This window comes from Pantoea sp. CFCC18179 (genome assembly GCF_059412405.1).
Genome location: NZ_JBNBPM010000013.1, coordinates 15,321 through 41,255, shown reverse-complemented (window position 1 = coordinate 41,255; position 25,935 = coordinate 15,321). Strand labels below are relative to the sequence as shown.

Genomic DNA, 25,935 nt, shown 5'->3' with positions numbered 1-25,935 from the left:
ATGGATCACAACTTGCGATGTACGGCGCTAATTCGCGTGACAGATCAGCGAGTTCCTTAGTAATCTGCCAGTCACGATAATGTGCTGTGAGGAAGTAATATGCTCAATACGAGTGAGTATTTCGACGGAAAAGTGAAGTCCATTGGTTTCGACAGCGTCACCATTGGTCGTGCCAGCGTAGGCGTGATGGCGGAAGGTGAATACACCTTTGGCACCAATCAGCCAGAAGAGATGACGGTTGTCAGCGGCGCACTGAAAGTGCTGTTGCCGGGCGAAACCGAGTGGAAATGGTACGAAGCCGGTTCCTCGTTTAACGTGCCAGGCCAGAGCGAATTCCACCTGCAAGTGGCAGAGCCTTCGTCTTATCTGTGCCGCTACCTATAAGCACACGTTCGCGAAATAACGTCTGAAACCGGCCATTCCAATTTGGGGTGGCCGGTTTTTTTATGGACGAACAACAGGTGCGCATTAATGCGCACCCTACGATATCCCAGCCGGTTGGCCGTAGGGGCGCAATTTATGGTGACCGCAATCACCCATTAACGCTTGGCTTCGCCGCCTAACGCTTCCACCAGATTGCTGATCAGCGCGGCCAGTTCGCTGGTCATCAGAATGAAATCGGCATCGAAACGCTGGGCGAAATCATCGCGATCGATATCGTCATTCTGTTCGCGTAGCGTGTCGCTGAACTTTAGACGTTTGACTGAAGCATCGTCAGCGATCACCAACTGAATGCGTTCCTGCCAATCCAACGCCAGTTTGGTCACCACTTTGCCGGCTTCGATATGAGTGGCGATTTCGTCAGAGATCAGATCCTGCTTCTTACAGCGAATCACACCGCCATCTTCCAGCATCGCTTTCAGCTCAGCTTCGTCCATCAAGGCAAAACCGGCGGGCAATTCACCGGAACGCACCCATTCGGTCAAGGTCAGTTCGATGGGATTTTCCAGCGTCAGCGGCACGACCGGCAGCGAACCGATGCTTTTACGCAGCAGCGCTAGGGTATCTTCGGCTTTCTTGGCGCTGGCACAATCAACGATGATCAAATTGTTGACGGTATCGATCCACATGAAGGTTTGGCTGAAGCGACTAAACGCGCGCGGCAGCAAGCTGTGCAGCACTTCATCTTTCAGCGAATCTTTCTCAGTCTTCTTCAGCTTACGGCTCTGTTCGGCTTCCAGCTTGTCGATCTTCGCTTCCAGCGCCTGTTTCACCACTGGCGATGGCAGAATTTTTTGCTCAGTGCGCGCACAAATCACAATTTGACCGTTGATTTCATGCGTCAGCGCTTCACCGCGATTGCCCATCGGTGAAACCCAGCCGGTTTTCGCCATATCCTGGCTGCCGCACGGGGAAAAGGTGAAGGCGTCGAGCTGCTTTTCCAGTTCGTCTGCGGACAGCGGAATGTCACGATTCAGACGATAAACCATCATATTTTTAAACCACAACATCGGGATTCCTTACCGTGGGTGCGATCGGGCGCACAAGTCTCAAAGTCAGCGCGCATGATAGCGAAACATCGGATTGGTTTCATTGCCTTTCCCGATTCAGCCTTCTACTGTATTTGTCACCACAACGAATAATGAGGAATAAATCGTGCGCATTGGAATTGATTTAGGCGGCACCAAAATTGAAGTGATTGCCCTGTCCGACCAAGGGGAAGAGCTGTTTCGTCACCGCATCAATACGCCGCGTGATGACTATGCTGCCACGGTTCAGGCGATTGTCGATTTAGTGCTGCTGGCGGAAGAGAAAACCGGCCAAAAAGGCACGGTGGGCATCGGCATTCCCGGCACTATTTCGCCGTACACGCAGCGGGTGAAGAATGCCAACTCAACCTGGCTCAACGGTCAACCGCTGGACAAGGATTTAGCTCAGGCGCTGAATCGAGAAGTGCGTATCGCCAACGACGCGAATTGTTTGGCGGTTTCTGAAGCGGTGGATGGCGCGGGCGCGGGCAAATCGGTGGTGTTTGCGGTGATTATCGGCACCGGTTCGGGCGCGGGTGTGGCGATTGGCGGCGAGTCGCGTATCGGTGGTAACGGCAACGCCGGTGAGTGGGGCCACAATCCGCTGCCGTGGATGGATGAAGATGAACTGCGCCATCGCGCTGAAGTGCCGTGTTATTGCGGTTTACAAGGTTGTATCGAGACCTTTGTATCGGGCACCGGATTCGCCATTGATTATCAGCGCCTGAGCGGCAAAGCGTTAAAAGGTGCGGAGATCATTAAGTTGATCGAGCAGCAAGATCCGGTAGCGGAGTTGGCGATGAATCGCTATGAAATGCGTCTGGCGAAGTCGCTGGCGCAGGTGGTGAATCTGCTTGATCCCGATGTGATCGTGCTCGGCGGCGGCATGAGTAATAACGATCGCCTGTATCAAACCGTGCCCGCATTGATGAAGCAGTGGGTGTTTGGTCGTGAGTGTGAAACGCCGGTGCTGAAGGCGGTACACGGTGATTCCAGCGGCGTGCGCGGCGCGGCGTGGTTGTGGCCGTTGTAAGTTTGAGTTGATTAAAAAAGGTCACCATTTTTGGTGACCTTATAAAATCATTCCCCCACTAGCATCGAATCCTGCGGTGCGTTATCACGCTGGGATTTGGTTGCCAGGAAGTAAACGTAACCCACCGCCATAATCGCCACGAACAACCCGCCAATTACCGGGTTGAACCATAGCATCGCCACCAGGCACACCAAAGACAGTACCAGCGCAATGCCCGGTACAATCGGATAGCCCGGCGCGCGGAAGCTGCGTTCCATTTCTGGCGCGCTGCGACGCAGTTTGAACAGGCTCAGCATGCTCATCAGATACATCACAATCGCGCCGAACACCGCCATGGTGATCATCGCCGCCGTCAACGTCATGCCTTGCAGATTAATAATGCCGTCACTGTAAATCGCCGCGATACCAATCACGCCACCAGCAATAATCGCACGATGCGGCGTTTGGAAGCGCGACAGTTTTGCCAGGCTTTGCGGCAAATAGCCGGCGCGGGCGAGGGCAAAGAACTGGCGAGAATAGCCGAGGATAATGCCGTGGAAACTGGCGATCAGACCAAACAGGCCAATCCACACCAGCATATGCATCCAGTTGGAGTTCTCACCCACGATCATCTTCATTGCCTGCGGCAGCGGATCGTTGATGTCCGACAGCTTGCGCCAATCGCCAGCGCCACCGGCCAGCAGCATCACGCCGATTGCCAGCACCACTAAGGTCATGATGCCGGTGATATAGGCTTTCGGGATGGTGCGTTTCGGATCTTTGGCCTCTTCGGCGGCCATCGCCGCCCCTTCAATGGCGAGGAAGAACCAGATGGCGAACGGGATCGCGGCGAAGATGCCAGACATCGCCGGCATGCCGAAGTGATCGCTACCGGCCCAACCGTTGGCGGCGAAGTTGGCAATGCTGAAGCCCGGCGACACCACGCCCATAAACACCAGCAGCTCCAATACCGCCAGCACCGTGACCACCAATTCGAACATCGCCGCCAGTTTCACGCCGAGGATATTCAGCGTCATAAACACCAGATAAGCGCCAACCGCGGCGGTTTTCGGATTGAGATCGGGATATTGCACATTGAGATATGCGCCTATCGCCATGGCAATCGCTGGAGGGGCGAAGACAAACTCAATCAGCGTCGCCAGGCCTGCAATTAAGCCGCCAGTTTCACCAAACGCGCGGCGGCTATACGCAAACGGGCCACCGGCATGTGGGATGGCGGTGGTCAGTTCGGTAAAGCTGAATATAAAACAGGTGTACATGGTGGCGATCATCGCGGTGGTAATCAAAAATCCCAGCGTGCCCGCCACGCCCCAGCCATAACTCCAGCCAAAATATTCGCCAGAAATCACTAATCCAACCGCAATGCCCCACAAATGCAGGGTGCCCAGTGTGGGTTTGAGCTTATTGGTCATCGTCTTCTCCCCGTCGTCATTGTTGGTGCGGCAGCTTCACCGCGCTTTTTTATCTTTGCGCTACAGTGAAGTGATAATGCCGCTGCCCGGCGCGGGAAAACTTGACGCGCGCGCAGTGAGTTTTGTCCTCCACGGTCAACTCTCAGGCAAGAAAAGTGCCAGATGCACGCTGCGGTCAACTTTAGGTTGTCTGCGGTCAAGCAGACAAGGCGAGCTCATCCCATGCTGATAACACTTGATTGATGCTGGAGACCGATGAATGAGTGCCGAACAATCCGATACCTTAACTGACGCTGAAATCACCCACCTGGCGCATCAGGCACTGGCCTACTATCCCGCTGCGCTGCGTGGCGACTTGAAACTATTATGCCGCTCTGAAAATGCCACTTTCTTATTGCAGGCGGCGGGCAAACGTTATGCGCTGCGTCTGCATCGTCCTAACTATCACAGCAAAGCCGACATTCTCAGCGAGCTGATGTGGCTGGATGCGCTGCGTGAGATCGGCATTATGGTGCCGCAAGCCATCCCCGCCAGCGCGGGTGAAACGGTGCTGACCTTGCCAATGACCGATGGCGGCGAGCGCTATGCGGTGCTGTTCCACTGGATCGAAGGCGACATGCCGACCACCGATGTCGATCCCAAAGCGTTTCAGCAGCTGGGCCACATCACCGCGCGCCTGCATCAACACAGCCGCAGTTGGCAGAAGCCAGCGGGTTTCCAGCGCATTATCTGGGATCATCACACCATGGTCAGCGATCGCAGCCATTGGGGCCGCTGGCAGGATGCACCGAACCTCAATCCGGCCGATCACGGCATCGTGGCGGAAGCGGTGGCGCGCGTCGGTCAGGAGCTGCAAGGCTTCGGCAAAGACACCAATCGTTATGGTTTGATCCACGCCGATCTGCGTTTGACCAACTTGTTGCTGCACAAAGGCGAAACGCGGGTGATCGATTTCGATGACTGCGGAATGGGCTGGTATCTGCACGATCTCGCCGCCGCGATCAGTTTTGTTGAGCACCATCCGCGCGCCGCTGAATGGGTGGATAACTGGATTCTCGGATACGAAAAAGTGGCGCACATCAGCGATGAAGAGATGGCGCTGGTGCCAACGCTGCTGATTCAACGTCGCATTCAAATGACGGCGTGGATGGGATCGCATGCAGAAACCGAAATGGCGCTAAGTCTTGGCCCACGTTGGGCCGATCATTCGGTGCGCTTGTGTCGTCGCTATCTGGAAACCAATCAGCTGCCGGTTGGCGTTTGATGCACCAGCAGTGATCAGCATTGCGTCGTCGCGGCGCAATCGAGGTCACCCTAAATGGCGACCCTACGCGGTTTCATGTGATTTTGTAGGGTCACCATTTAGGGTGACCTCATATCGCGGGATGGTATGAAAATTGCTGGATCTCTCACACTGTTTCACTCGCGCCTAAATGTGAGGTTCCAATGCAATCACTCATGACTCCCACTGACGCCTTCAGCGCCTTATCGGTCAGCGCCAGCAATCGCGGCGTGCTCGCGGCGGCGGCCACCGGGCTAAGCGCATTTATCACCGACAAAGGCGGCGATGTAGATCGCATTTTTGGCATCAGCGGCATCAACTCAGAGCTGCTCGCCAGCCCAACGCTCAGCCTGGGACTGGTGAACTACTGTCGTGTGATGGAAGAAGCGGCGCGTCATTCGGGTTTTGATAACTTCGGTTTGCATTACGGCAAGCAGTTCAAACCGCAGTCATTAGGCTTGATTGGTTACATTGGCCTGTGTTCGCCCACGCTGGAACAAGCGCTGCATAACGTGGTGAATGCCTTTCCGTGGCATCAGCACGACACCTTGACGCGGCTGGTGGATAAGGGCGAATGCTGGCGGCTGGATTATCAGGTGCGTCACGGCGCAATCCTTTCGCGGCGTCAGGATGCGGAACTGACGCTGGGCATGTTCCTTAATATCATTCGTCACGTGGCCGGTAAAAACTGGGCGCCGCGTGAAGTGCATTTCGAACATCCGCGTCCGGAGCAGTGGCATGAACACTGTAAAGTGTTTGATGCGCCAGTGTGGTTCGATCAACCGTTCAACTCGCTGCTGATCCCCAAACGCGATCTGCTGCGATCGATGCCGGAACAGGACCCGATGCTGCTGATGGTGATGCAGGATGCGATTCGCCGCCTCAACAGTTCAACCAGCTTGCAAAGCGTGGTCGAGCAGGCGCGTTCGCAGGTCAATTTGTCGCTGATGCAGGGCGAACCGGTGCTGGAAGAGATTGCGGAAAAAATGGGGCTGTCGAGCTGGTCGCTGCAGCGGCGACTGCGCGAGGAAGGCATTAGCTTCACTGCGCTGGTGGATAAAGTGCGCTGCGAGATGGCGACCTATTATCTGCAACAGAAGCAACTGCCGATCTCGGAAATGGCGCTGCTGCTTGGCTATTCCGAAGTCAGCGCCTTTTCGCGTGCATTCCGTCGCTGGTTTGGCATTAGCCCGCGCCAGTGGCGTCAGGATGGGCTGGCGAGCTAGGCGCGAAACCAAACCACGCCGGTTGAGCACGATCGGGCGGCGGCGGCAAATCTTTGCTTTGACCAATCAATTGCCAGGCGCGCAGGCACAGCGTTTCATCGCCTTGCGTCTGCGTTACCGCGAAACGCCCGCTGTTTTGCCACTCCAATCGCACCAAACATTGCTGACCCGCATATCTTTTCGCATCGTTGAAATGCTGGTTCAGTTGATGCTGCATTTCATCAGCCCACTTGCAGGAAGCGCTGCCCGGCTCGCTCTGCGGCTGACACAGATTGGCGATGCTATCTTGTTGCTTTGGCTGCGAATGTTGGCAGGCGCTGAGCGCCGATATAATGATTAACCCGCCGAATAATCCCGCCATTCTATTAATTAAATTCATTAATGTGCCTGTATTTCCGCTAAAGATCCTATGCCTCATTGCCGACAGTCTACAGACCGGCTCAATCAATGCTATGGCATTACTCTGACTGTCGGCAGAACCAGAATTTGCCGCAACCTCGCGGCTTTATCCCCTTTTGATTCATGGATTCGAAATGCAGAAAAAATATGCCTTTGCGGCACTCTCCTTGTTAAGCGCGGCGCTGCTCAGCGGCTGCGCGACCGAATCGTCGCGCGCCATTGAAGCGCCACAGGTGCGCGCGGCCAGCCAGCCCGCGTATCAGGGCGTGCGCAGCCCGATTGCGGTCGGCCAATTTGATAACCGTTCGTCGTACATGAACGGCATTTTCTCCGATGGTGTTGATCGTCTGGGCAATCAATCGAAAACCATTCTCGTCACGCATTTGCAGCAGACCAATCGTTTCAACGTGCTGGATCGCAGCAACTTGAAAGAGCTGGAGCAGGAAGCGGGCTTCAAAAAGAGCCAACAGAACATCAAAGGTGCCACCTACATCATCACCGGCGATATCACCGAGTTTGGTCGCAAAGAAGTTGGCGATCAGCAGCTGTGGGGCATTCTGGGTCGCGGCAAGAGCCAAGTCGCTTACGCCAAAGTGAATTTGAATGTGGTGGATGTCACCACCTCAGAAGTGGTGTACAGCGCACAGGGCGCGGGCGAATACCAGCTATCTGCACGTGAAATTATTGGTTTTGGCGGCACCACCAGTTACGACTCAACGCTGAACGGCAAAGTGATGGATCTGGCGATCCGTGAAGCGGTCGATCATTTAGTCGATGGCATTAACAGCGGCGCGTGGCGCCCAGCGAAATAAGGATATTACGCATGAAATTATTACCGTTGAGTGCGGCGCTGATCGCCGCGAGCCTATTAGCGGGTTGTGCGCCAAAAGGGCCAGAGCCGATCTATTACTGGGGCGATTACCAGCAGCAGATCTACAGCTACTACAAAAAAGATTCCGATCCGCAAAAACAGATCGAAGCGCTGAATCTCGATATCGAAAAAGCCAAAGCGGTGAACAAGCCAGTGGCACCGGGCCTCCACGCCCAATTGGGGCTGCTGTATGCCAAAACCGGCGCAAGCGATAAAGCCTTTAGCCAGTTTGCCACCGAAAAGCAGCTGTTCCCTGAATCTGCGCCCTACATGGACTTTCTGATGAAGAAAAAGCAAGGAGTTGCCCAATGAAAAAGTGGATTGCTGCATTCAGCGTGTTGACCGCGCTGCTGCTCACCGGTTGTGCGCACAAAAAACCGTACGATTACAGCGCATTCCGCGCCAGTAAACCGGCTTCTATTCTGGTGTTGCCAGCGGATAACCGCTCGCCGGATGTTAATGCTGCTAACAGCTTCACCTCGCTGGTGACACAGCCGCTGGCAGAAGCGGGTTATTACGTGTTCCCGGTGGCGGTGGTGGATGAAACTTTCCAGCAGAACGGATTAACCAACGGCCATGAAATTCAAGCCGTCAGCCCGCAGCGCCTGCACGATATCTTCCATGCCGATAGCGCGCTGTACATTTCGGTGACCGATTACGGCAGCAGCTATCAGGTGATCCAGAGCGTGACTACAGTGTCGGCTAACGCACGGCTGGTGGATCTGCGCAGCGGCAAAGAGTTGTGGCAGGGCATTGCTACGGCAAACGATGCCGAAGGTGGCAACAACAATAGCGGCGGCATTATTGGCATGTTGGTGTCGGCGGCGATTAAGCAGATTGCCAGCAATGTCAGTGACAAATCGCACACCATCGCCGGTGTCACCAGCGCGCGTTTGTTGGCACAGAACGAGCAGGGCGGTTTGCTGAGCGGGCCGCGTTATAAGTTGGCGAGTACGCGTTAACCAGGTCACCATAAATGGCGACCCTACAAAAACAGGTGTAGGGTCGCTGATTTATTCCCCCGGCAACTCCAGTTTGCTGTAGCCCAAACCGTTCATCTTGCGCACTCTGATCTGCACCGGAATGCGCTCTTTCATCGCTTCCACATGACTGATCACGCCGATGGTTTTGCCGCTGGCATTCAAGGCATCCAGCGCATCCAGCGCGGTGTCCAGCGTTTCGGCATCTAGCGTGCCAAAACCTTCATCGAGGAACAGCGATTCGATACGCGTTTTGTGGCTGACCAAATCCGATAACGCCAGTGCCAGCGCCAGACTTACCAGGAAGCTCTCGCCGCCGGATAAGGTACGCGTGTCGCGCGTGGCATCCGCCTGCCAGGTATCCACCACTTCTAATTCCAACTCGTCACTGTCGCGGCGTTGCAGTAAGTAGCGGCCGTGCAAACGATCCAGCTGGCGATTGGCCAGCCACACCAAATGATCGAGCGTCAAACCTTGTGCAAAGCGACGGAATTTATCGCCTTTGGCTGAGCCGATCAGGTCGTTCAGCCGACCTAACTGCGTCAACGTCGCATCATCTTCGGCGATCTGTGTAAGCAACGCTTGCTGCTGCTGGCGCTGCTGGGCATCGCTGTGCAACTGCTGCTGCGCTTCACCTTGCTGGCGTGCATTGTCGCGCAGCGCAATGCGCAGTTGCTCCAGTTGCTGTTGCATGTTGGCGGCACTTTCATCGCTCAACGCCGCCGGACGCTGCTGCTGATGCGCCGCTAAACGTTGCGCAAGCTGTTCGTGCAAAGTGATTTGCTGCTGGCGCTGCTGCTCAAGCGTGTGTAACTGCTGACGTAATTGCTGCACTGCATTCTCGTCCAGCAACGCCACGCGTAATGCCGCTTCATCGGCAAAATCACTCTGCTGCAATGCGGCCTGCAAGGCGGTTTCTGCGGCCTGCACTCGCTCGCTTAAGCTCTGTTGCTGCGCATTGATTTGCTCACATTGGCCGTTCAGGCTGTGCAGCGCGCTCTGCGCCTGCTGCCACTGATGTAACTGCTGTGCCAGCGCTTGTTCGCACTGCTGTAAGGCGGCGTGTTGCTGCTGACGCGCTTCCGCCACCTGTCGATCGCCAAACAGTTGCTGACGCTGCTGCACCTGCTGTTGATGCTGCTGTTGCAAGGTGCTGAGCGCCTGCTGCAACTCGTCCAGCCGCTGCTGTTCACGCTGCTGCTGCTGCTGCAGGCTGTTGCGCTCGCTCTCGGCTTTCGCCAATTGCGGCTGCAACTCGGCGAGTAACCGTTCACTCTCCTGCCATTTGCGCCAGCGCTGCTGCAAGTGGTTGAGCCAGCTTTCGCGCGCCTCCGCTGCCGGTAGATCAAGCTGATGCTGCGCCAACTGCTGTTGCAACAGCTGCGTTTGCTGCTGCTGAGCGTTGCGTTCGCTGGTTTCGCGTTGGCTGAGTTGATCCAACGCTTGCTGGCTGCTGGCGATCTGCTGCTGTGCCAGCTGCTGCTGGTTTTGCTGTTGCTGCCATTGCTGCTGCTGTTGCAAATGCGCATCGCGGGTTTGCTGTACCAAACGTGCCGCATTGTCACGCGCTTGAAGTTGTTGCTGCTGCGCGTGTTCTTCAGCATCCAGGCGCTGCTGCCACTGCGCAAATGCCTCTTGTTGTTCCAGCGTGCAGGTAAGTGCCAGCTCACCGCACAGCGTTTGCCATTGCGCATGGGTGGTGGCGATCTGCTGATCGTAATCGCTGATTTCCTGCTGCAAACTTTGCTGCTGTTGCAGGGATAATTTTTGCTGTTCGCGTTTAGCGGTTCCCAACTCATGAAGTCTTGCCACAAGTAATTCTTGCTCTGATTTGCGGCGAAGATTTTCGCTAGGTTCCAATGCTTGATACTGTTCAATTGCTGGGTGCTGGCATGAACCGCAAAGTGGACAAGGTTGATCCTGTTGAAGTTTGGCTCGAGCACTAGCCAGATCTGCAATGGTGCTTTCCAGCTCGCAAATCTTAGTTATATCTTCAAAGGTTTGTTTTTCACGCTTGTATTCATCACGCAGCGCCTGAAGCGCCAATTCTTCGGCCTGATGCTGTTGCTGCAACTGCGTCAGCTTTTGCTGGCGCTGCAATTTCTGCGGCTGCAAGCTGCGCCATTGTGCGGCTAACAACGTGAGTTGCTGACGCGCAGCGCGTTGCGCTCGATGCTGCGCCAGGGCGGCACGCAACTGTTCGCTGCTGATTTCAGCCTCAAGCGAAGTCAGTGCTTGCTCCGCTTGTAAGCGTTGCTGTGCAGCCTGCGCTTCAGCCTGCTGCAACGGTTGTGCCGCTTGTTCACGCTGCGCGTATGCCTGTTGATGCTGCTCCAGCTGGCTGCGCTGTTGTTGCTGCTGTTGCTGCAACTGCGTCAACGTTTGTTCACGCTCATCCAGCCGGGCGATGTCGGCCTGCCAGCGGCTTAATTCGCCTCCCCAAACAGCCGCGGCGGCTTCTTCACGGCGCAGGGTTTGTTGCTGCTCCACTTGCTGCTGTAAACGTTCACTTACCTGCTGTTGCTGGCTGAGCGCGGTTTGCTGAGTTTGCAGCGCCGCTTGTTGCTGCGTGTGTTGGCGTTGCTGCTCGCCTAATTGCTGTGCGCTGCTGCTGATGCGTTGATCGAGCGGAATCACCTGTTCGGTCAGCAAGGTTTCCAGCTGCTGCTGTTGCTGCAACACTTGCTCACGCGCCTGTTGCGCCGCTTGATAGTGACTTTCGCCCTGTTGCAACGCGGCTTGAGCTTGCTGCTGCTGGCTGATTAATTGCTGCGACTGCCGCTCCAGCGCCTGCCGATCCTGCTGCAATTGCTCGCGTTGCTGTAACTTTTCGCGCAGTTTTTCCGCTGGCTCGGCGCGTGCTAAACGCTGACGATCGCCCTCGGCCTGTTGCCACGCCTGCTGAGCATGTTCTAGCGTTTGCTGCGCCTGCTGTTGTTCCTGTGCCAACTGCTGCGATTGCGCCAGCCAGTGTTGCTGCGCCTGCGCCTCGTTTAATTGCTCACTCAGGATTTTCTCCTGCGCGCCGAGTTCCGCCAGCTGCTGCGTTAACTCGGCACGGCGCGCTTCATCCAGCAGCGACATGCCGCCCGCACGCGCGCGCAGCGTATCCAACTCGCTGCGTGCCGTACGCCAGCGCTCGTAAATCTGCACCGAGATTTGTCCGTAGATTTCCGTGCCGGTCAACTCTTCCAGCAGTTCGGCGCGTTCGCCGGGCTTGGCGTTGAGGAAGGCGGCAAACTGGCCTTGCGACAGCATCATTGAACGGGTGAAGCGGGCGAAATCCAGTCCGGACAAGGTTTCGATGGCTTTCAGCTTGTCGCCGACTTTATCGGCAACGATTTGATTATCCGCCACGCGCGCCAGCTCAACGCGCGGTGCCTGCAACTTGCCGTCGGCTTGTCCACGTGCACGGTTCTGGCTCCAGAAGGCGCGCCATGCTTCGCCTTTTACCTCAAATTCCACTTCAGCTAAGCATTCGGCGGTATCACGGGTGATCAGCTCATTCTGGGTTTGCGACAGCACGCCAAGGCGCGGCGTTTGGTGATACAGCGCCAGGCAAATCGCATCCAGCAAGGTGGTTTTCCCTGCGCCCGTTGCGCCGGTAATGGCAAACAGGCCGTTGCTGGCAAAAGGTTCGCGGCGGAAGTCGATAAACCATTCGCCGCGCAGCGCGTTAAGGTTTTTAAAGCGTAAGGTCAAAATTTTCATGCAGATGGATTCTCCAGCGCGGCAAGCTGCGTGCGGAACAGTTGCGTCAATTGCTCGGCCTGTTCGGCATCCAGCTGTTCTTCTTGCGCCAGTCGACGGGCAAACACTTCTTCGACTTTCAATTCGCTCAACGTTTCATTATCCAGCCGCTCCAGACTGCGGCTGCGCTGTTCGCGGCTGCGGCGCACCAGCAGCACTTCAACCGGCAAGTGCTCGGTTAACGCTTCGATACGACGCTGTAAATCGCTGAGGTATTCCTGCGTGGTGATCTCAATATCCAACCAGGTCAGCGGCGCGTTTTCATCGGCGGTGAACTGCGCCAACTGATGTTCGATCTCGGCCATCGAACCTTTCAGCATTTGCATTGGCTGAAATGGCGGAATGATTAATGGCGTCACATCATCTAACTGCGCACTGAATTCCAGCAGGAATACGCTTTTGTCGCGTCCCAGCTCATCAAAACTCAGTGGAATCGGCGAACCGCTGTAACGAATATGATCGCTGTTGGCGATGCGTTGCGCGCGGTGAATATGGCCGAGCGCGATATAATCGGCCGGCGGAAACGCCTGCGCCGGGAAGGCATCCAGCGTGCCAATATAGATGTCGCGCACCGAATCACTTTTGGTCACGCCGACCGTGGTGAGATGCCCGGTGGCGATGATCGGCAATGCATTGTTTTGCGCCTGCGCGGCGGCGAAGCATTGTTGGTAATGCTGCTCGATGGCTTCCAGCAGCGAAATTTGCTTCTCGCGCCCCGATTGTCCGGCCTGGCTGCGCAGGATATCGCGCGGACGCAGATAAGGAATGGCGCACAGCAGCGCGCCCGGCGTGCCATCGCGTTGCTTCAACGTTAATACCTGATGTTCACCGTGCGGCGTCGCGCTGGTGATCACTTGAGTATTCAGGCACGCCAGCAGTTCGCGTGATTCATTCAGCGTGGCAACCGAATCGTGATTGCCCGCCAGCACCACCAATTGGCAGCCGCTGGGCTGCAACGCCACCACAAAACGGTTAAACATTTCGCGTGCGTAACTTGGCGGCGAGCCGGTATCAAACAGATCGCCGGCGATGATCAGCGCATCCACCTGATGCTGCACAATCTGGTCCTGTAGCCAGTCAAGAAACGCTTGATGTTCTGGCGCGCGACTTTTGCTGTAAAAGAACTGTCCGAGATGCCAGTCCGCGGTGTGAATGATGCGCATGAATGCTCCGTGCAAGCTTAAGCGAGGGCGAATTATAACCGCTTCAGATCAATAAGAAAAAAAGCAGATTTATGTTGTCACATTTCAGTTTCTTATCTATTTATCTAGGGGCGGTGTTTTCATAAAAGTGTCATAAAACTGACGCATAATGGCGCCGCAAATCCCAGTGACAGATGGTCACACTAGCAGGAGTTACAATGGCTAAGCGCATTTTGGTTGTGGAAGACGAAGCTCCCATCCGTGAAATGTTATGTTTCGTGCTGGAACAGAATGATTACCAGCCTATTGAGGCGGAAGATTATGACAGCGCGATTGGTAAGCTGATCGAACCTTGGCCTGATTTGATTCTGCTGGACTGGATGTTACCCGGCGGCAGCGGTATTCAATTCATTAAACATTTGAAACGCGAAGCCATGACGCGTGAAATCCCGGTGATGATGCTGACGGCGCGCGGTGAAGAAGAAGATCGCGTACGCGGTCTGGAAGTGGGCGCGGATGATTACATCACCAAGCCATTCTCACCGAAAGAGTTGATGGCACGTATCAAAGCGGTAATGCGCCGTATTTCACCGATGGCGGTGGAAGAGGTGATTGAAATGCAGGGCTTAAGTCTGGATCCTTCTTCGCACCGCGTGATGTCGGAAAGCACGCCGCTGGAAATGGGGCCGACCGAATATAAATTGCTGCACTTCTTTATGACGCATCCAGAACGTGTGTATAGCCGCGAGCAGCTGCTGAACCACGTTTGGGGCACCAATGTGTATGTCGAAGATCGCACCGTGGATGTGCATATTCGTCGTTTGCGTAAAGCGCTGGAACTCACCGGCCACGATCGTATGGTACAAACCGTGCGCGGAACAGGGTATCGTTTCTCTGCCCGCTACTAAACGGAGTTTTTACCGTGCTGGAACGACTCTCCTGGAAGAGATTGTTGATCGAGCTGGCGCTGGTGTGTTTGCCTGCGCTGGTGCTTGGTCTGTTGTTCGGTTATCTGCCGTGGCTGCTGCTGATTGCAGTATCCGGCGTGATGTTTTGGCACTTCAAAAACCTGATGCGTCTGTCGCACTGGCTGTGGGTCGATCGCTCGATGACGCCGCCCGCCGGACGCGGCAGCTGGGAACCGCTGTTTTACGGCTTGTATCAAATGCAGTTGCGCAACCGTCGTCGTCGTCGCGAGTTGGGCAATCTGATCAAACGTTTCCGCAGCGGCGCAGAATCGTTGCCCGATGCGGTGGTGCTGACCACCGAAGAGGGCACCATCTTTTGGTGTAACGGTTTGGCACAGCAGCATCTGGGTTTACGCTGGCCGGAAGATAACGGCCAGAACATTCTCAATTTGCTGCGCTATCCCGAATTCTCCCGCTATATTCGCCAGCGCGATTTCGACAAGCCGCTGACGCAGATCCTCAATAATCAGCATCATATGGAATTCCGCGTGATGCCATACAGCGAAGGGCAATGGTTGATGGTGGCGCGTGATGTCACCCAGATGCACCAGCTGGAAGGTGCACGTCGTAACTTCTTCGCCAACGTCAGTCATGAGCTGCGCACGCCGTTAACCGTGCTGCAAGGCTATTTGGAAATGATGGACGATTCGGTGATGAACGAGCGCACGCGGGCCAAGGCGTTGCACACCATGCAAGAGCAAACGCGGCGCATGGACAGCCTGGTGAAACAGTTGCTCACCTTGTCGCGCATTGAAGCCGCGCCAGCCATCGATTTGAAAGAAACTGTCGATGTGCCGACCATGCTGCTGCTGTTGCAGCGTGAAGCGGAAACGCTCAGTCAGGGACGCCATTCGATTCATTTCCACACCGATCCGCACCTTAAAGTGTTCGGCAATGACGAACAGTTACACAGCGCGATTTCCAATCTGGTGTACAACGCGGTGAACCACACGCCAGAAGGCACGCGGCTGGATATCAGTTGGCTGCGCACCAAGCAGGGCGCGGAGTTCAAAGTGTGCGATAACGGGCCGGGCATCAGTGAGGAGCATATTCCGCGCCTCACTGAACGTTTCTATCGCGTGGATAAAGCGCGTTCGCGCGCCACCGGCGGCAGCGGTTTGGGATTGGCGATCGTTAAGCATGCGTTGAGCCATCACAACGCGCGGCTGGAAATCACCAGCGTGCCGCATCAGGAAACCTGTTTCAGTTTTCTTCTGCCGCCACGGTTGATTGTGGCTAACGCAATTCAAGCAAGCATTAATTAAGGCTTGCACGACGTAGCGGCGCAATTTATTGCGCGAAAAATCGCGCCGCTACAGAATAGGCGTCATGTTTTTGATTCGCTTAATTGAATTGCGGGACGTCTGATGAAATCGCTGTTGCTCTCTTTTTTACTGTTCTGCTCATTTCAGTCTTACAGCCAACAAACCATGCTGACCGGCAATTTAAGCAGCGTGGGATCGGATACCTTGGGTTATCTGATGACCTTGTGGGGCGAGGATTTCAGTCGCCAGTCGCCGGGCGTTAACGTGCAGGTGCAGGCGGCGGGTTCTTCCACTGCACCAACCGCGCTGGCCGCCGGTGCTGCGCAACTGGGTGCGATGAGCCGCCCAATGCAGATAGATGAACGCCAACTGTTTATCGCGCGTTACGGCTATCCGCCACTGGCGGTGCCGGTGGCGATGGATGCGCTGGTGGTGGTGGTCAATCAAGACAATCCACTGCCGCGCATCGCTCCACAGCAACTCGATGCTCTATTCTCAATCACCCGTTTGTGTGGCGCGCAACAGGTGCCGCAACGCTGGGGCGATCTCGGCTTAAGCGATAGCCGCTGGGCGACGCGCAGCATTCAGCGTTTTGGCCGCAATTCCGCCTCGGGAACCTGGGGTTTCTTCAAGCAACAGGCGCTGTGTAAAGGCGATTTTCGTGCTGATGTAGCCGAATTTCCTGGTTCCGCCGCCGTGGTGCAAGCGGTGGCGGCGACGCCAAATAGCATCGGCTACGCCAGTTTTGGTTTCCACCTCAGCGGCGTGAAAATGCTGCCGGTGGTGACGGCGGCAGGCGACAGCGTGATGCCCGACGCCGAATCGATCCGCAGCGGCCGCTATCCGTGGTCGCGCCCGCTCTATATCTACGTCAATAAAGCGCCCGGCAAACCCTTGCCGCCGTTGGTGGATGCGTTTCTACAGCAGGTGCTGTCAGCGCAAGGTCAGCGCCGGGTGAGTGAAGCCGGTTATTTGCCGTTGTCTGAAACTCAGATGGCGCAGGCACGCGCGGCCATTGAGGCAAATTGAACCACGCGCATCCGATCATGAATTTCTTTCATGTGAGCTGAATTTTCTTCTATTGCTGAAAAGACGACAGCATGGCACTCTCCTTGGACATATAGCCATCTAGATGGCTAAAAATAACCAAGCGAAATTATACCCTGTGGTAATTACACCCAGGATGAGGAGTGACGATGCCAGCTCAACCCCCGTTCCGTGCCGATACCGTCGGCAGTTTTCTGCGTCCCGCCGCCATTAAACAGGCGCGTGAGCAGTTCGCCAAAGGTGAAATCAACGCCGAGCAACTGCGTCAGGTGGAAGACCGTGAAATCCGCCATGTGGTAGAACATCAGCGTGCCAACGGCCTGCAAATTGTTACCGACGGCGAATTCCGTCGCGCTTGGTGGCACTTCGACTTCTTCGGCGATTTGCTCGGCGTGGAGCTGTTTGAAGCGGAGCAGGGGATTCAATTCAATGGCGTGCAGACCAAAGCGCACGGCGTGAAAGTCACCGGCAAAGTGGCGTTCAATCCAAATCACCCGATGCTCGATCACTTCCGTTTCCTGCAAAGCGTGGCGGGCGATGCGGTGGCGAAGATGACCATTCCAAGTCCTAGCGTGCTGCATTTCCGTGGCGGACGTAAGGTGATCGATGCCACGGTTTATCCCGATCTGAAAGAGTATTTCGCCGATCTGGCACAAACCTATAAAGATGCGATCAACGCTTTTTACGCCGCCGGTTGCCGTTACCTGCAACTGGATGACACCGTTTGGGCTTATCTGTGCTCAACCGAGCAGCAGCAACAGATCCGCGAACGTGGCGAAGATCCACAAGAACTGGCGCGCATTTATGCTGAAGTACTGAATAAAGCGCTGGAAGGCAAACCGGCGGATTTAACCGTTGGCTTGCATGTGTGTCGCGGCAACTTCCGCTCCACGTGGATTTCCGAAGGCGGTTACGAGCCGGTCGCCGAAGTGCTGTTCGGTGGTGTGAACATCGACGCGTTTTACCTCGAATACGATAACCAACGTTCCGGTGGCTTCGAGCCGCTGCGCTTCATCAAGCCAGGTCATCAGCAAGTGGTGCTGGGTTTGATCACCACCAAAACGGGCGAACTGGAAGATGCGGCGCAGGTCGAAGCACGTTTGCAGGAAGCAGCGCAGTTCGTCAGCCTCGATCAAATTTGCCTCAGCCCGCAATGCGGCTTTGCCTCGACCGAAGAGGGCAATAGCCTGAGCGAAGCGCAGCAGTGGCAGAAGATTCGTCTGGTGGTCGATATAGCGAGAACAGTCTGGAAATGATGTAAAGCAGAGCAAACAGGCGCGTAAATCGCGCCTTTTGTGCATGCAAAGGGCAATTTATGCAAAGAGATCTCCCGCGTTGCGGAAACTTTTAGCAAATCATCTGAGGTGTTTTCCTACAATTCCATCGTGATTCACTGCTTTATTCCACTATCTTGTTATATCCTTCTGGTTTTCCGATCCCGTATTGCCTTTCTTCGCTATAAACGTTCTAATTTGCGCCGTTGTCGATTTATCCCTCTGCGAACACAAGAAAAGTAGTTTAAATCACCTGCGCTTTAACGATTCGTCCCGCATAACACGCTGGTCTGGCCGAATAAGCCCCGGTTTTAGCGCATCCAGAGGACAACACGAACTCAACTTCCACCGCAACATCAGCTACAGGCAGTACAGAAGTTTATGACACATCGTTTAACCTCCAAGGATATCCTGGCGCTGGGCTTCATGACGTTTGCCCTGTTCGTTGGCGCAGGAAATATCATCTTCCCACCGATGGTGGGGATTCAGTCTGGCGAGCACGTTTGGATTGCTGCTTTTGGCTTCCTGATTACTGCGGTTGGTTTGCCGGTAATCACCGTGATCGCGCTGGCGCGCGTCGGCGGCGGCATTGATGCCCTGAGCTCACCGATTGGCAAAGCTGCCGGTTTGCTGCTGGCGACCGTGTGCTATCTGGCCGTGGGTCCGCTGTTTGCCACGCCACGTACTGCCACCGTTTCATTTGCCGTCGGCATTGCGCCACTGACCGGCGATGGCACGCTGCCGCTGTTTATTTACAGCCTGTTGTACTTCGCGCTGGTGATCGGCATTTCGCTCTATCCGGGCAAGCTGCTGGATACCGTTGGTCACTTCCTGGCACCGTTGAAAATTCTGGCGCTGATCGTGCTTGGCGTTGCGGTATTGATTTGGCCAGCTGGCGGCGTTTCTCCGGCGACCGAAGAGTATCAGCGTGCCGCCTTCTCCAGCGGTTTCGTCAACGGTTATCTGACCATGGATACCTTGGGTGCGCTGGTGTTCGGTATCGTGATCGTTAATGCGGCGCGTTCACGCGGCGTAGAAGATGCCAAGTTGCTGACGCGCTACACCATGCTGGCCGGTATTATCGCCGGTATCGGTTTGACGCTGATTTACCTGACGCTGTTCAAGCTGGGCAACGACAGCGGTGCGCTGGTGGCACAAAGCGCCAACGGTGCTGAAATTCTGCATGCTTATGTGCAGCAGACCTTCGGCGGCATGGGCAGCTTCTTCCTCGCGGCACTGATCTTCGTGGCGTGCATGGTGACGGCGGTTGGCCTGACTTGTGCCTGTGCAGAATTCTTTGCGCAATACCTGCCACTGTCGTATAAAGCGCTGGTGTTTATTCTGGGTCTGTTCTCCATGGTGGTGTCGAATCTCGGCCTGAGCCACTTGATTCAGATCTCGATTCCGGTGCTGACCGCGATTTATCCGCCGTGCATCGTGCTGGTGGTATTGAGCTTCACGCTGAAGTTCTGGAACAAAAGTTCACGTATCATCGCGCCAACCATGCTGGTGAGCCTGCTGTTTGGTATCGTTGATGCGATTAAAACCACCAGCTTTAAAGATGTGCTGCCGCTGTTCAGTCAGCATCTGCCGCTGGCCGATCAGGGGCTTTCCTGGTTGCCGCCGTCGCTGGCGATGTTGGTGATTGCCGCAGTGGTGGATCGTGCCAAAGGACGTGAACAGGTCGCCGTCCATCAGTAAGCGACATTGCTGTTAATTTCGACCACGGGCTCGCCCGTGGTTTTTCATTTTCAAGGTACTGAGAGTTATGCAAGAAACCAACAAGCTCAAACGTGGACTGAGCACGCGTCACATTCGCTTTATGGCGCTGGGATCGGCAATTGGTACCGGGCTGTTTTACGGCTCGGCTGATGCCATCAGAATGGCGGGACCTAGCGTACTACTGGCGTACATCATCGGCGGTGCGGTGGCGTATATCATCATGCGCGCGCTGGGTGAGATGTCGGTAAACAATCCGCAGGCCAGTTCGTTCTCGCGTTACGCACAGGATTATCTCGGCCCGCTGGCGGGTTACATCACCGGCTGGACTTACTGTTTTGAAATCCTGATTGTGGCGATTGCCGACGTAACGGCTTTTGGTATCTACATGGGCGTGTGGTTCCCCGAGGTGCCGCACTGGATCTGGGTGCTGAGCGTGGTGCTGATCATCGGCGCGATTAACCTGATGAGCGTGAAGGTGTTTGGCGAAGTGGAGTTTTGGTTCTCCTTCTTCAAAGTGGCTACCATCATCATCATGATCGTCGCCGGTTTTGGCATGATTTTCTGGGGTATCGGCAACGGCGGGCAACCCACCGGCATCCATAATCTGTGGACCAACGGCGGCTTCTTTGCCCACGGCATCGTCGGCATGCTGCTGTCATTGCAGATGGTGATGTTTGCTTACGGCGGCATTGAGATTATCGGCATCACCGCGGGTGAAGCGGAAGATCCGAAGAAGTCGATTCCACGCGCCATTAACTCAGTACCGATGCGTATTCTGGTGTTTTATGTCGGTACACTGTTCGTAATTATGTCGATTTATCCGTGGAATCAAGTGGGCACTTCCGGCAGCCCGTTTGTGCTGACCTTCCAGCATTTAGGCATTGCCGCCGCCGCATCGATTCTTAACTTCGTGGTCTTGACGGCGTCACTGTCGGCGATTAACAGCGATGTATTCGGCGTCGGACGTATGCTGCACGGCATGGCGCAGCAAGGCCACGCACCGAAGGTATTCCAGAAAGTTTCTAATCGCGGCATTCCGTGGGTCACGGTATTAGTGATGATGCTGGCGATGTTGGTTGCGGTGTATCTCAACTACCTGATGCCGGAAAAAGTGTTCCTGGTGATTGCCTCATTGGCGACCTTTGCCACCGTGTGGGTGTGGATTATGATTCTGCTGTCGCAGATTGCTTTCCGCCGCAAAATTGGCAAAGAAGAAGCCGGTAAATTGCAGTTTGCCATGCCGGGCGGCAGCGCCACCGCGTGGTTCGGTGTGCTGTTCCTGGCCTTTATTATTGGTTTGATTGGCTACTTCCCAGATACGCGCGTGTCGCTGTATGTCGGCTTCGCGTGGATTGCGCTGTTGCTGTTGGCGTGGCCATTGGTGAAAAAGCGTAAGGGATAATGCTGCATATCTAATCGTAGGGTGCGCATTCTTGCGCACCTGGTCACCATAAATGGCGACCCTACGGGAGAGGCATGGCAACCCGAGATATTTACTTTACATATTTTTCCAAAAAATAATTCGGCGCATCCTGTCGCCGAAAAAGTTACAAAGGAGAAAAAGTAAACATATATCTAAGGGATGATTGACGCTGCCAGAATACGCGTTTTCCTGCGCTAATCAGCATGATGAGAAAAATATAGAATATTCGCAGATCGCCGATTCAATAACGTTTATCTGGCTAACCTAATGCAAGAAGGAAAGTTAAGCCGACGTAAATAAATCGACTTAACGTAATGCGGATAAATTCTGACGTCCGGCGTGCAGTGAAATTATTATAACGATGGATGATCCGGCAGCAGCGCTTTCAATTGTGGATAAATCACCGCGTTCGCCAGTAATACCGGATTGCCATTCTGCAAACCGTGATTAATAAGATAATCGTTGCTGATGCCGCCCGCTTCGCGCATTAACACAATGCCGGGTAAACCATCCCACGGATTCATATGTGCTTCGTAGTAACCAATCAAGCGTCCTGCTGCTGCCCAGGCGCTCATCAACGCTCCTGAACCGTTGCGGATAAACATGCCACCTTGCGTTAATAACGCGCCAATAAAGGCGGTGAGCGGTGCAATCGGTTGGCTGTTAGAGCTGCTGAGACCCAGCACGCCCTGATCGAGCTGTTGCGCGCTATGCGCCTGAATGCGTTTGTCATTGACCCACGCGCCTTTACCACGGCAAGCATGAAACATTTCATGATGATTGGGATCGCAGACCACGCCAATCACCGGCTCGTCTTCACAGACGATGGCTAATGACACGCACCAATTGTGCAAACCGTTGAGGAAGCTGCTGGTGCCGTCAATCGGATCGATCACCCAAATAAACCGCGCGCCGCTGGTTTCGCCGCCGCTCTCTTCGCCAAGTACCGCGTCATCAGGAAAACGTTCGTAAATCAGATGTTTGACCAGCTGCTCGACGTTGCGATCCGCTTCGCTGACCACATCCTGCAAATCCTTCTTGTGTTCAATCACTAATTGATGACGTTGCTGATACCAGGATAACGCGCGGCTGGCGGCGGCTTTCGCCACATCGCGGGCGAAATGATAGCGTGCATCCAATTCGGTAAGCGTGGCTGATGACATCTTTCCCTCTTATGATTTTCTGACTGACGAAGCAACTACAAGCGCCCAAATTGGCACGTTAGCTGTGTGACAGACTTAACAAAAGTTAAGAAAGGTTTCATTAAGCCGTAGATGGCTGCGACTGACAAGAGGAGAAAGAAGCCAGCCAGCGAAATTTTTAATTACGCTGACCGGGGAGGTGAGAAGGCGGATTAAGCCTGGGTTTATTTGCCGATTTGGCGCATGTCATTTCCGGTGGGGGATTGATGCACGCGCAGACCAAAGGTCGGTAATACGGCATAAATATGGTCAAAAATATCCGATTGAATATTCTCGTACTCTTTCCACACCGTGGTGCTGGTGAAAACATACACTTCGAGCGGCAAGCCGTTTTCGCCTGGCGCCAATTGACGCACCATCAAGGTCATCTCTTTGTGGATGCGCGGATGTTGTTCCAGCCAGCTTTGCAGCCAGACGCGGAAGGTGCCGACATTAGTCAGGCGACGCCCATTCAGCGGCGAATTTAAATCACATTCAAGTTGCGCATTCCAGGCTGCCACTTCTTCATTCTTACTGTGCAAATACGGCGTTAACAGGTGGGCATTTTTCAATTGATTCATTAATTCCTCATCGAGGAATTTGATGCTGGTGGTATCAATATGCACGCTGCGTTTAATTCGACGCCCGCCAGATTCAGACATACCGCGCCAGTTTTTGAAGGAGTCAGAAATTAAGGCGTAGGCCGGAATCGTGACAATCGTGTTATCCCAGTTGCGCACTTTTACCGTGGTCAGTGAAATATCAATCACGGAACCATCCGCGCCATATTTCGGCATTTCCAGCCAGTCATTCATCTTCAGCATATTATTGGCAGCTAACTGAATACCGGCGACCAGACCGAGAATCGGATCTTTAAATACCAGCATCAGCACCGCCGTCATGGCACCCAGACCGGTGATCAATACGCCCGGTGATTTGCCCAATAACAGCGAAATGATCATGATCACCATTAAAATCGCGGCAATCAATTTTACGCTCTGAATAATGCCGCGCAGCGGTAATTGCTGTGCCAGCGCGCTGTTGGTGCTGAGTTGTTGCAGCAAATCCAGCAGTGAAAACAGTAATAGCAGGGCAAACACCATCATCCACAGCTGCGCGAAAATCAGCAGCGCAGAATAAAGTTGCGTGCTGTCATGCAGGAAAGCTTCAGTTTGCAGTTTGAATAACACACCTTGCATCAACCACACGCAGCGGCTGAACAAGCGACTGTTGATCAGCGTTTTCGGCCATTGGCGGCTGGTTTTCTCGGCGCGGCGACGTAGCAACGGCAAAATGGCGCGGTGCAGGATGCCGTGAGTGAACAGTGAAATGGCGAAGATGATGGCAATAACGATCCCCAACGCCAATATGTTGGGGTAATGAATACCGGCTTCTGCGAGCCAGTTGGCAATGTAATGTTGCATGTAAGAATTCCCTGAGCGTGAGCGAGTATTTCGGTCACGCAGGGTAGGGGGCCAGCCTTTTCCAGTCCAACAGACAGGTCTTGAAGTTACAACTGTTGTGCGCGGGCGTCGGCCATCAAGCGGGGATAAAACTGGAAGAACAGCGGTTCGAGCCGATCGTAATGATCAACAAAATCCTGGTAAGAATCACGCAGTGCCGCCAGACGCGGGCGACGGTGCGCCATGCCGTTCAGCACACGCTGTAGTCGCGCAGGTTCGGCGTAATGCTCAAACCAGCGTTCACGCCACATCACCGCATTCAACTCGATGAACCCTTCTGGTGTGCCGGCCAACTGCGGCACGATGTTGTGTTCCGCCTCGGCGGTAAATGCGGCCAGCGATTGGGTTGGCGTGAATTGATCCCAATGCAGTGCTAGGAAGTGATCCCAAATCACGTCCAGCGTGATCGGTGCTACGCGGCGCGTTTCAGCGCGAAATAGCTGACGCGCTTCACGCACTTCCGGCAGATTATCGGTCAATACGTCGATGCGACGATGCATCGCAATGCCGTCCACCACCGGCGCGGGCCATTGCGATTGCACGTTGCCGCGCACGAAGTCGGCCATGAGATTGCCCAGCAGCGAGCTGTTTGCCAGCTGTGCCAGGTGGAGGTGCGCGAGAAAGTTCATGGCACGCATTATATACACGTCATACTTCAAGTTACAGGTGCGTTGGCTACTCTCGCTCACCCGAATCACTTACTCATGTAAGCTCATCGTGCTGCCCTCGTTTGCCGCGTGATTCGGCCTAAGGCCTCACCCCTTCGGGGCCAGCGCTAGCGCTGTTTAAAAACGCTTAGCGTTTTTGTCCTGTACCTCGAATTATTTTGTGTAGAGGCAGAATCACAGAAACTCAGCCAGTTGTTCAGAATTTGCCGCTTTTCCGCTAAACTATGCCGCCTGATTTTAAGTCCTGAAGAAGTGATGCATGCGCGTAGCCGATTTTACCTTTGAGTTGCCAGAATCCTTAATCGCCCACTATCCACAGGCGCAGCGTAGCGGTTGCCGCTTGCTGTCGCTGGATGGCCCAAGCGGGGCGCTAAGCCACGGCGTGTTTACTGACGTCATGGATAAGCTCAATCCGGGCGATTTGCTGGTGTTCAACAACACGCGCGTGATTCCGGCACGTGTCTTTGGCCGTAAAGCCAGCGGCGGGAAAATCGAGATGCTGGTTGAGCGCATGCTGGACGACAAACGTGTGCTGGCGCATGTGCGCGCCTCGAAAGCACCGAAGCCGGGTGCGGAATTGCTGCTCGGCGATGATGAGAGCGTCAAAGCGACGATGGTAGCGCGCCATGACACGCTGTTTGAAATTGAATTTGCAGACGATCGCGCGGTGCTGGATATCCTCAACAGCGTTGGCCACATGCCGCTGCCGCCGTATATTGATCGTCCTGACGAAGATGCCGATCGCGAGTTGTATCAAACCGTCTACGGCGTGCGTCCGGGCGCGGTTGCGGCACCTACCGCCGGTTTGCACTTCGACGAGCCTTTGCTGGCGGCGCTGAAAGAGAAAGGCGTGGAGATGGCGTTTGTTACGCTGCACGTCGGCGCAGGCACCTTCCAGCCGGTACGCGTGGAAACCATCGAAGATCACATCATGCACGCCGAATATGCTGAAGTGCCGCAAGAGGTCGTCGATGCGGTGCTGGCATGTAAAGCACGCGGCAACAAAGTGGTGGCGGTCGGCACCACCTCGGTCCGTTCGCTGGAGAGTGCCGCCAAGGCCAGCCAGGATGCGCTGATTGCGCCGTTCTTCGATGACACGCAAATCTTCATCTATCCCGGCTATCACTATCAGGTGATCGATGCGCTGATCACCAACTTCCACTTGCCGGAATCGACCCTGATTATGTTGGTGTCGGCGTTTGCCGGTTATCAACACACCATGGCGGCTTATCACAGCGCGGTGGCTGAGCAGTACCGTTTCTTTAGCTACGGGGATGCGATGTACATCACCCGTAATCCACAAGCACCAGACGAAAGCGTCGGCGCGTAATTGAATCAGACTGTTTCTCTGATTAGAGGT

General features: G+C 54.8%; 22 protein-coding genes. 14 read left to right on the top strand and 8 right to left on the bottom strand.

Annotated elements, in window-relative coordinates; all coding sequences use genetic code 11:
• Positions 1-99: 99 nt before the first annotated feature.
• Complete coding sequence (gene ppnP, locus ACPUC7_RS19780; RefSeq protein WP_343553624.1) at positions 100-384, top strand: pyrimidine/purine nucleoside phosphorylase; 285 nt, start codon at positions 100-102, stop codon at positions 382-384.
• 155 nt (positions 385-539) lie between these two features.
• Here the strand turns inward: ppnP and rdgC are convergent, their stop codons facing one another.
• Positions 540-1,451, bottom strand: a complete 912-nt coding sequence (gene rdgC / locus ACPUC7_RS19775; RefSeq protein WP_494924179.1) for a recombination-associated protein RdgC — start codon at positions 1,449-1,451, stop codon at positions 540-542.
• Between the two features lie 145 nt (positions 1,452-1,596).
• Between rdgC and mak the strand changes: the two genes are divergently transcribed.
• Complete coding sequence (gene mak / locus ACPUC7_RS19770; protein WP_494924178.1) at positions 1,597-2,502, top strand: fructokinase; 906 nt, start codon at positions 1,597-1,599, stop codon at positions 2,500-2,502.
• Positions 2,503-2,549: 47 nt separating this feature from the next.
• Here the strand turns inward: mak and eat are convergent, their stop codons facing one another.
• Positions 2,550-3,914 (bottom strand): ethanolamine permease, encoded by a 1,365-nt coding sequence (gene eat / locus ACPUC7_RS19765; RefSeq protein ID WP_494924177.1) that lies wholly within the window; start codon positions 3,912-3,914, stop codon positions 2,550-2,552.
• Between the two features lie 259 nt (positions 3,915-4,173).
• On the opposite strand from eat, the gene ACPUC7_RS19760 reads away from it, so the two are divergent.
• Complete coding sequence (locus ACPUC7_RS19760) at positions 4,174-5,178, top strand: phosphotransferase enzyme family protein (RefSeq protein ID WP_494924176.1); 1,005 nt, start codon at positions 4,174-4,176, stop codon at positions 5,176-5,178.
• A 182-nt stretch (positions 5,179-5,360) separates the two neighbouring features.
• The gene (qhpR, locus tag ACPUC7_RS19755; RefSeq protein WP_494924175.1) at positions 5,361-6,422 is read left to right on the top strand and encodes an AraC-like transcriptional regulator QhpR; all 1,062 of its coding nucleotides are present in this window, start codon (positions 5,361-5,363) and stop codon (positions 6,420-6,422) included.
• Here the strand turns inward: qhpR and ACPUC7_RS19750 are convergent.
• Complete coding sequence (locus ACPUC7_RS19750) at positions 6,382-6,801, bottom strand: cell envelope integrity TolA C-terminal domain-containing protein (protein WP_343553630.1); 420 nt, start codon at positions 6,799-6,801, stop codon at positions 6,382-6,384. The genes qhpR and ACPUC7_RS19750 overlap by 41 nt on opposite strands.
• A gap of 154 nt (positions 6,802-6,955) precedes the next feature.
• Between ACPUC7_RS19750 and ACPUC7_RS19745 the strand changes: the two genes are divergently transcribed.
• From ACPUC7_RS19745 to ACPUC7_RS19735, 3 genes are read left to right on the top strand one after another with little or no spacing between them, the layout of a single operon-like run.
• Positions 6,956-7,633, top strand: coding sequence for a CsgG/HfaB family protein (locus ACPUC7_RS19745; RefSeq protein WP_343553631.1), 678 nt, complete (start codon positions 6,956-6,958; stop codon positions 7,631-7,633).
• A gap of 11 nt (positions 7,634-7,644) precedes the next feature.
• A complete protein-coding gene (locus tag ACPUC7_RS19740; protein WP_343553632.1) occupies positions 7,645-8,004 on the top strand; it encodes a DUF4810 domain-containing protein in 360 nt (119 codons plus the stop codon).
• Positions 8,001-8,654, top strand: coding sequence for a DUF799 domain-containing protein (locus ACPUC7_RS19735; protein WP_494924174.1), 654 nt, complete (start codon positions 8,001-8,003; stop codon positions 8,652-8,654). Before ACPUC7_RS19740 ends, ACPUC7_RS19735 begins: the two co-directional genes overlap by 4 nt.
• A 51-nt stretch (positions 8,655-8,705) precedes the next feature.
• Here the strand turns inward: ACPUC7_RS19735 and ACPUC7_RS19730 are convergent, their stop codons facing one another.
• Together ACPUC7_RS19730 and sbcD are read right to left on the bottom strand one after the other, a co-directional pair.
• Positions 8,706-12,383 (bottom strand): AAA family ATPase, encoded by a 3,678-nt coding sequence (locus ACPUC7_RS19730; protein ID WP_494924173.1) that lies wholly within the window; start codon positions 12,381-12,383, stop codon positions 8,706-8,708.
• Positions 12,380-13,585 carry an exonuclease subunit SbcD gene (sbcD, locus tag ACPUC7_RS19725; protein ID WP_494924172.1) on the bottom strand — a complete coding sequence of 402 codons (1,206 nt, stop codon included), beginning with the start codon at positions 13,583-13,585 and terminating at the stop codon, positions 12,380-12,382. The genes ACPUC7_RS19730 and sbcD overlap by 4 nt, the downstream gene beginning before the upstream one ends.
• A 197-nt stretch (positions 13,586-13,782) precedes the next feature.
• On the opposite strand from sbcD, the gene phoB reads away from it, so the two are divergent.
• From phoB to proY, 6 genes are all read left to right on the top strand, one after another.
• Positions 13,783-14,472 (top strand): phosphate response regulator transcription factor PhoB, encoded by a 690-nt coding sequence (phoB, locus tag ACPUC7_RS19720; RefSeq protein WP_343553636.1) that lies wholly within the window; start codon positions 13,783-13,785, stop codon positions 14,470-14,472.
• Between the two features lie 14 nt (positions 14,473-14,486).
• Positions 14,487-15,797 (top strand): phosphate regulon sensor histidine kinase PhoR, encoded by a 1,311-nt coding sequence (gene phoR / locus ACPUC7_RS19715; protein WP_494924171.1) that lies wholly within the window; start codon positions 14,487-14,489, stop codon positions 15,795-15,797.
• 102 nt (positions 15,798-15,899) lie between these two features.
• A complete protein-coding gene (locus ACPUC7_RS19710) occupies positions 15,900-16,826 on the top strand; it encodes a PstS family phosphate ABC transporter substrate-binding protein (protein ID WP_494924170.1) in 927 nt (308 codons plus the stop codon).
• A gap of 167 nt (positions 16,827-16,993) precedes the next feature.
• Positions 16,994-18,100, top strand: coding sequence for a cobalamin-independent methionine synthase II family protein (locus tag ACPUC7_RS19705; RefSeq protein WP_494924169.1), 1,107 nt, complete (start codon positions 16,994-16,996; stop codon positions 18,098-18,100).
• 399 nt (positions 18,101-18,499) lie between these two features.
• On the top strand, positions 18,500-19,819 hold the full coding sequence (brnQ, locus tag ACPUC7_RS19700; protein WP_494924168.1) for a branched-chain amino acid transport system II carrier protein: 1,320 nt from the start codon (positions 18,500-18,502) through the stop codon (positions 19,817-19,819).
• Positions 19,820-19,886: 67 nt separating this feature from the next.
• The gene (gene proY / locus ACPUC7_RS19695; protein ID WP_494924167.1) at positions 19,887-21,242 is read left to right on the top strand and encodes a proline-specific permease ProY; all 1,356 of its coding nucleotides are present in this window, start codon (positions 19,887-19,889) and stop codon (positions 21,240-21,242) included.
• Between the two features lie 374 nt (positions 21,243-21,616).
• On the opposite strand, the gene ACPUC7_RS19690 is transcribed toward proY, so the two are convergent.
• From ACPUC7_RS19690 to ACPUC7_RS19680, 3 genes are all read right to left on the bottom strand, one after another.
• Positions 21,617-22,426: an inositol monophosphatase family protein gene (locus tag ACPUC7_RS19690; protein ID WP_494924166.1), complete on the bottom strand. Its 810-nt coding sequence runs from the start codon at positions 22,424-22,426 to the stop codon at positions 21,617-21,619.
• A gap of 203 nt (positions 22,427-22,629) precedes the next feature.
• Positions 22,630-23,868, bottom strand: a complete 1,239-nt coding sequence (locus ACPUC7_RS19685) for a mechanosensitive ion channel family protein (RefSeq protein WP_494924165.1) — start codon at positions 23,866-23,868, stop codon at positions 22,630-22,632.
• Between the two features lie 86 nt (positions 23,869-23,954).
• Positions 23,955-24,536 carry an ACP phosphodiesterase gene (locus ACPUC7_RS19680; RefSeq protein ID WP_494924222.1) on the bottom strand — a complete coding sequence of 194 codons (582 nt, stop codon included), beginning with the start codon at positions 24,534-24,536 and terminating at the stop codon, positions 23,955-23,957.
• Positions 24,537-24,834: 298 nt separating this feature from the next.
• On the opposite strand from ACPUC7_RS19680, the gene queA reads away from it, so the two are divergent.
• Positions 24,835-25,905: a tRNA preQ1(34) S-adenosylmethionine ribosyltransferase-isomerase QueA gene (queA, locus tag ACPUC7_RS19675; RefSeq protein ID WP_494924164.1), complete on the top strand. Its 1,071-nt coding sequence runs from the start codon at positions 24,835-24,837 to the stop codon at positions 25,903-25,905.
• The last annotated feature ends 30 nt before the right edge of the window (positions 25,906-25,935 follow it).

Coding starts and splice junctions, on each gene's coding strand:
- ppnP (WP_343553624.1), top strand. CDS start 100: ATGCTCAATACGAGTGAGTATTTCGACGGAAAAGTGAAGTCCATTGGT.
- rdgC (WP_494924179.1), bottom strand. CDS start 1,451: ATGTTGTGGTTTAAAAATATGATGGTTTATCGTCTGAATCGTGACATT.
- eat (WP_494924177.1), bottom strand. CDS start 3,914: ATGACCAATAAGCTCAAACCCACACTGGGCACCCTGCATTTGTGGGGC.
- ACPUC7_RS19760 (WP_494924176.1), top strand. CDS start 4,174: ATGAGTGCCGAACAATCCGATACCTTAACTGACGCTGAAATCACCCAC.
- qhpR (WP_494924175.1), top strand. CDS start 5,361: ATGCAATCACTCATGACTCCCACTGACGCCTTCAGCGCCTTATCGGTC.
- ACPUC7_RS19750 (WP_343553630.1), bottom strand. CDS start 6,801: ATGAATTTAATTAATAGAATGGCGGGATTATTCGGCGGGTTAATCATT.
- ACPUC7_RS19745 (WP_343553631.1), top strand. CDS start 6,956: ATGCAGAAAAAATATGCCTTTGCGGCACTCTCCTTGTTAAGCGCGGCG.
- ACPUC7_RS19740 (WP_343553632.1), top strand. CDS start 7,645: ATGAAATTATTACCGTTGAGTGCGGCGCTGATCGCCGCGAGCCTATTA.
- ACPUC7_RS19735 (WP_494924174.1), top strand. CDS start 8,001: ATGAAAAAGTGGATTGCTGCATTCAGCGTGTTGACCGCGCTGCTGCTC.
- ACPUC7_RS19730 (WP_494924173.1), bottom strand. CDS start 12,383: ATGAAAATTTTGACCTTACGCTTTAAAAACCTTAACGCGCTGCGCGGC.
- sbcD (WP_494924172.1), bottom strand. CDS start 13,585: ATGCGCATCATTCACACCGCGGACTGGCATCTCGGACAGTTCTTTTAC.
- phoB (WP_343553636.1), top strand. CDS start 13,783: ATGGCTAAGCGCATTTTGGTTGTGGAAGACGAAGCTCCCATCCGTGAA.
- ACPUC7_RS19710 (WP_494924170.1), top strand. CDS start 15,900: ATGAAATCGCTGTTGCTCTCTTTTTTACTGTTCTGCTCATTTCAGTCT.
- ACPUC7_RS19705 (WP_494924169.1), top strand. CDS start 16,994: ATGCCAGCTCAACCCCCGTTCCGTGCCGATACCGTCGGCAGTTTTCTG.
- brnQ (WP_494924168.1), top strand. CDS start 18,500: ATGACACATCGTTTAACCTCCAAGGATATCCTGGCGCTGGGCTTCATG.
- proY (WP_494924167.1), top strand. CDS start 19,887: ATGCAAGAAACCAACAAGCTCAAACGTGGACTGAGCACGCGTCACATT.
- ACPUC7_RS19690 (WP_494924166.1), bottom strand. CDS start 22,426: ATGTCATCAGCCACGCTTACCGAATTGGATGCACGCTATCATTTCGCC.
- ACPUC7_RS19685 (WP_494924165.1), bottom strand. CDS start 23,868: ATGCAACATTACATTGCCAACTGGCTCGCAGAAGCCGGTATTCATTAC.
- ACPUC7_RS19680 (WP_494924222.1), bottom strand. CDS start 24,536: ATGAACTTTCTCGCGCACCTCCACCTGGCACAGCTGGCAAACAGCTCG.
- queA (WP_494924164.1), top strand. CDS start 24,835: ATGCGCGTAGCCGATTTTACCTTTGAGTTGCCAGAATCCTTAATCGCC.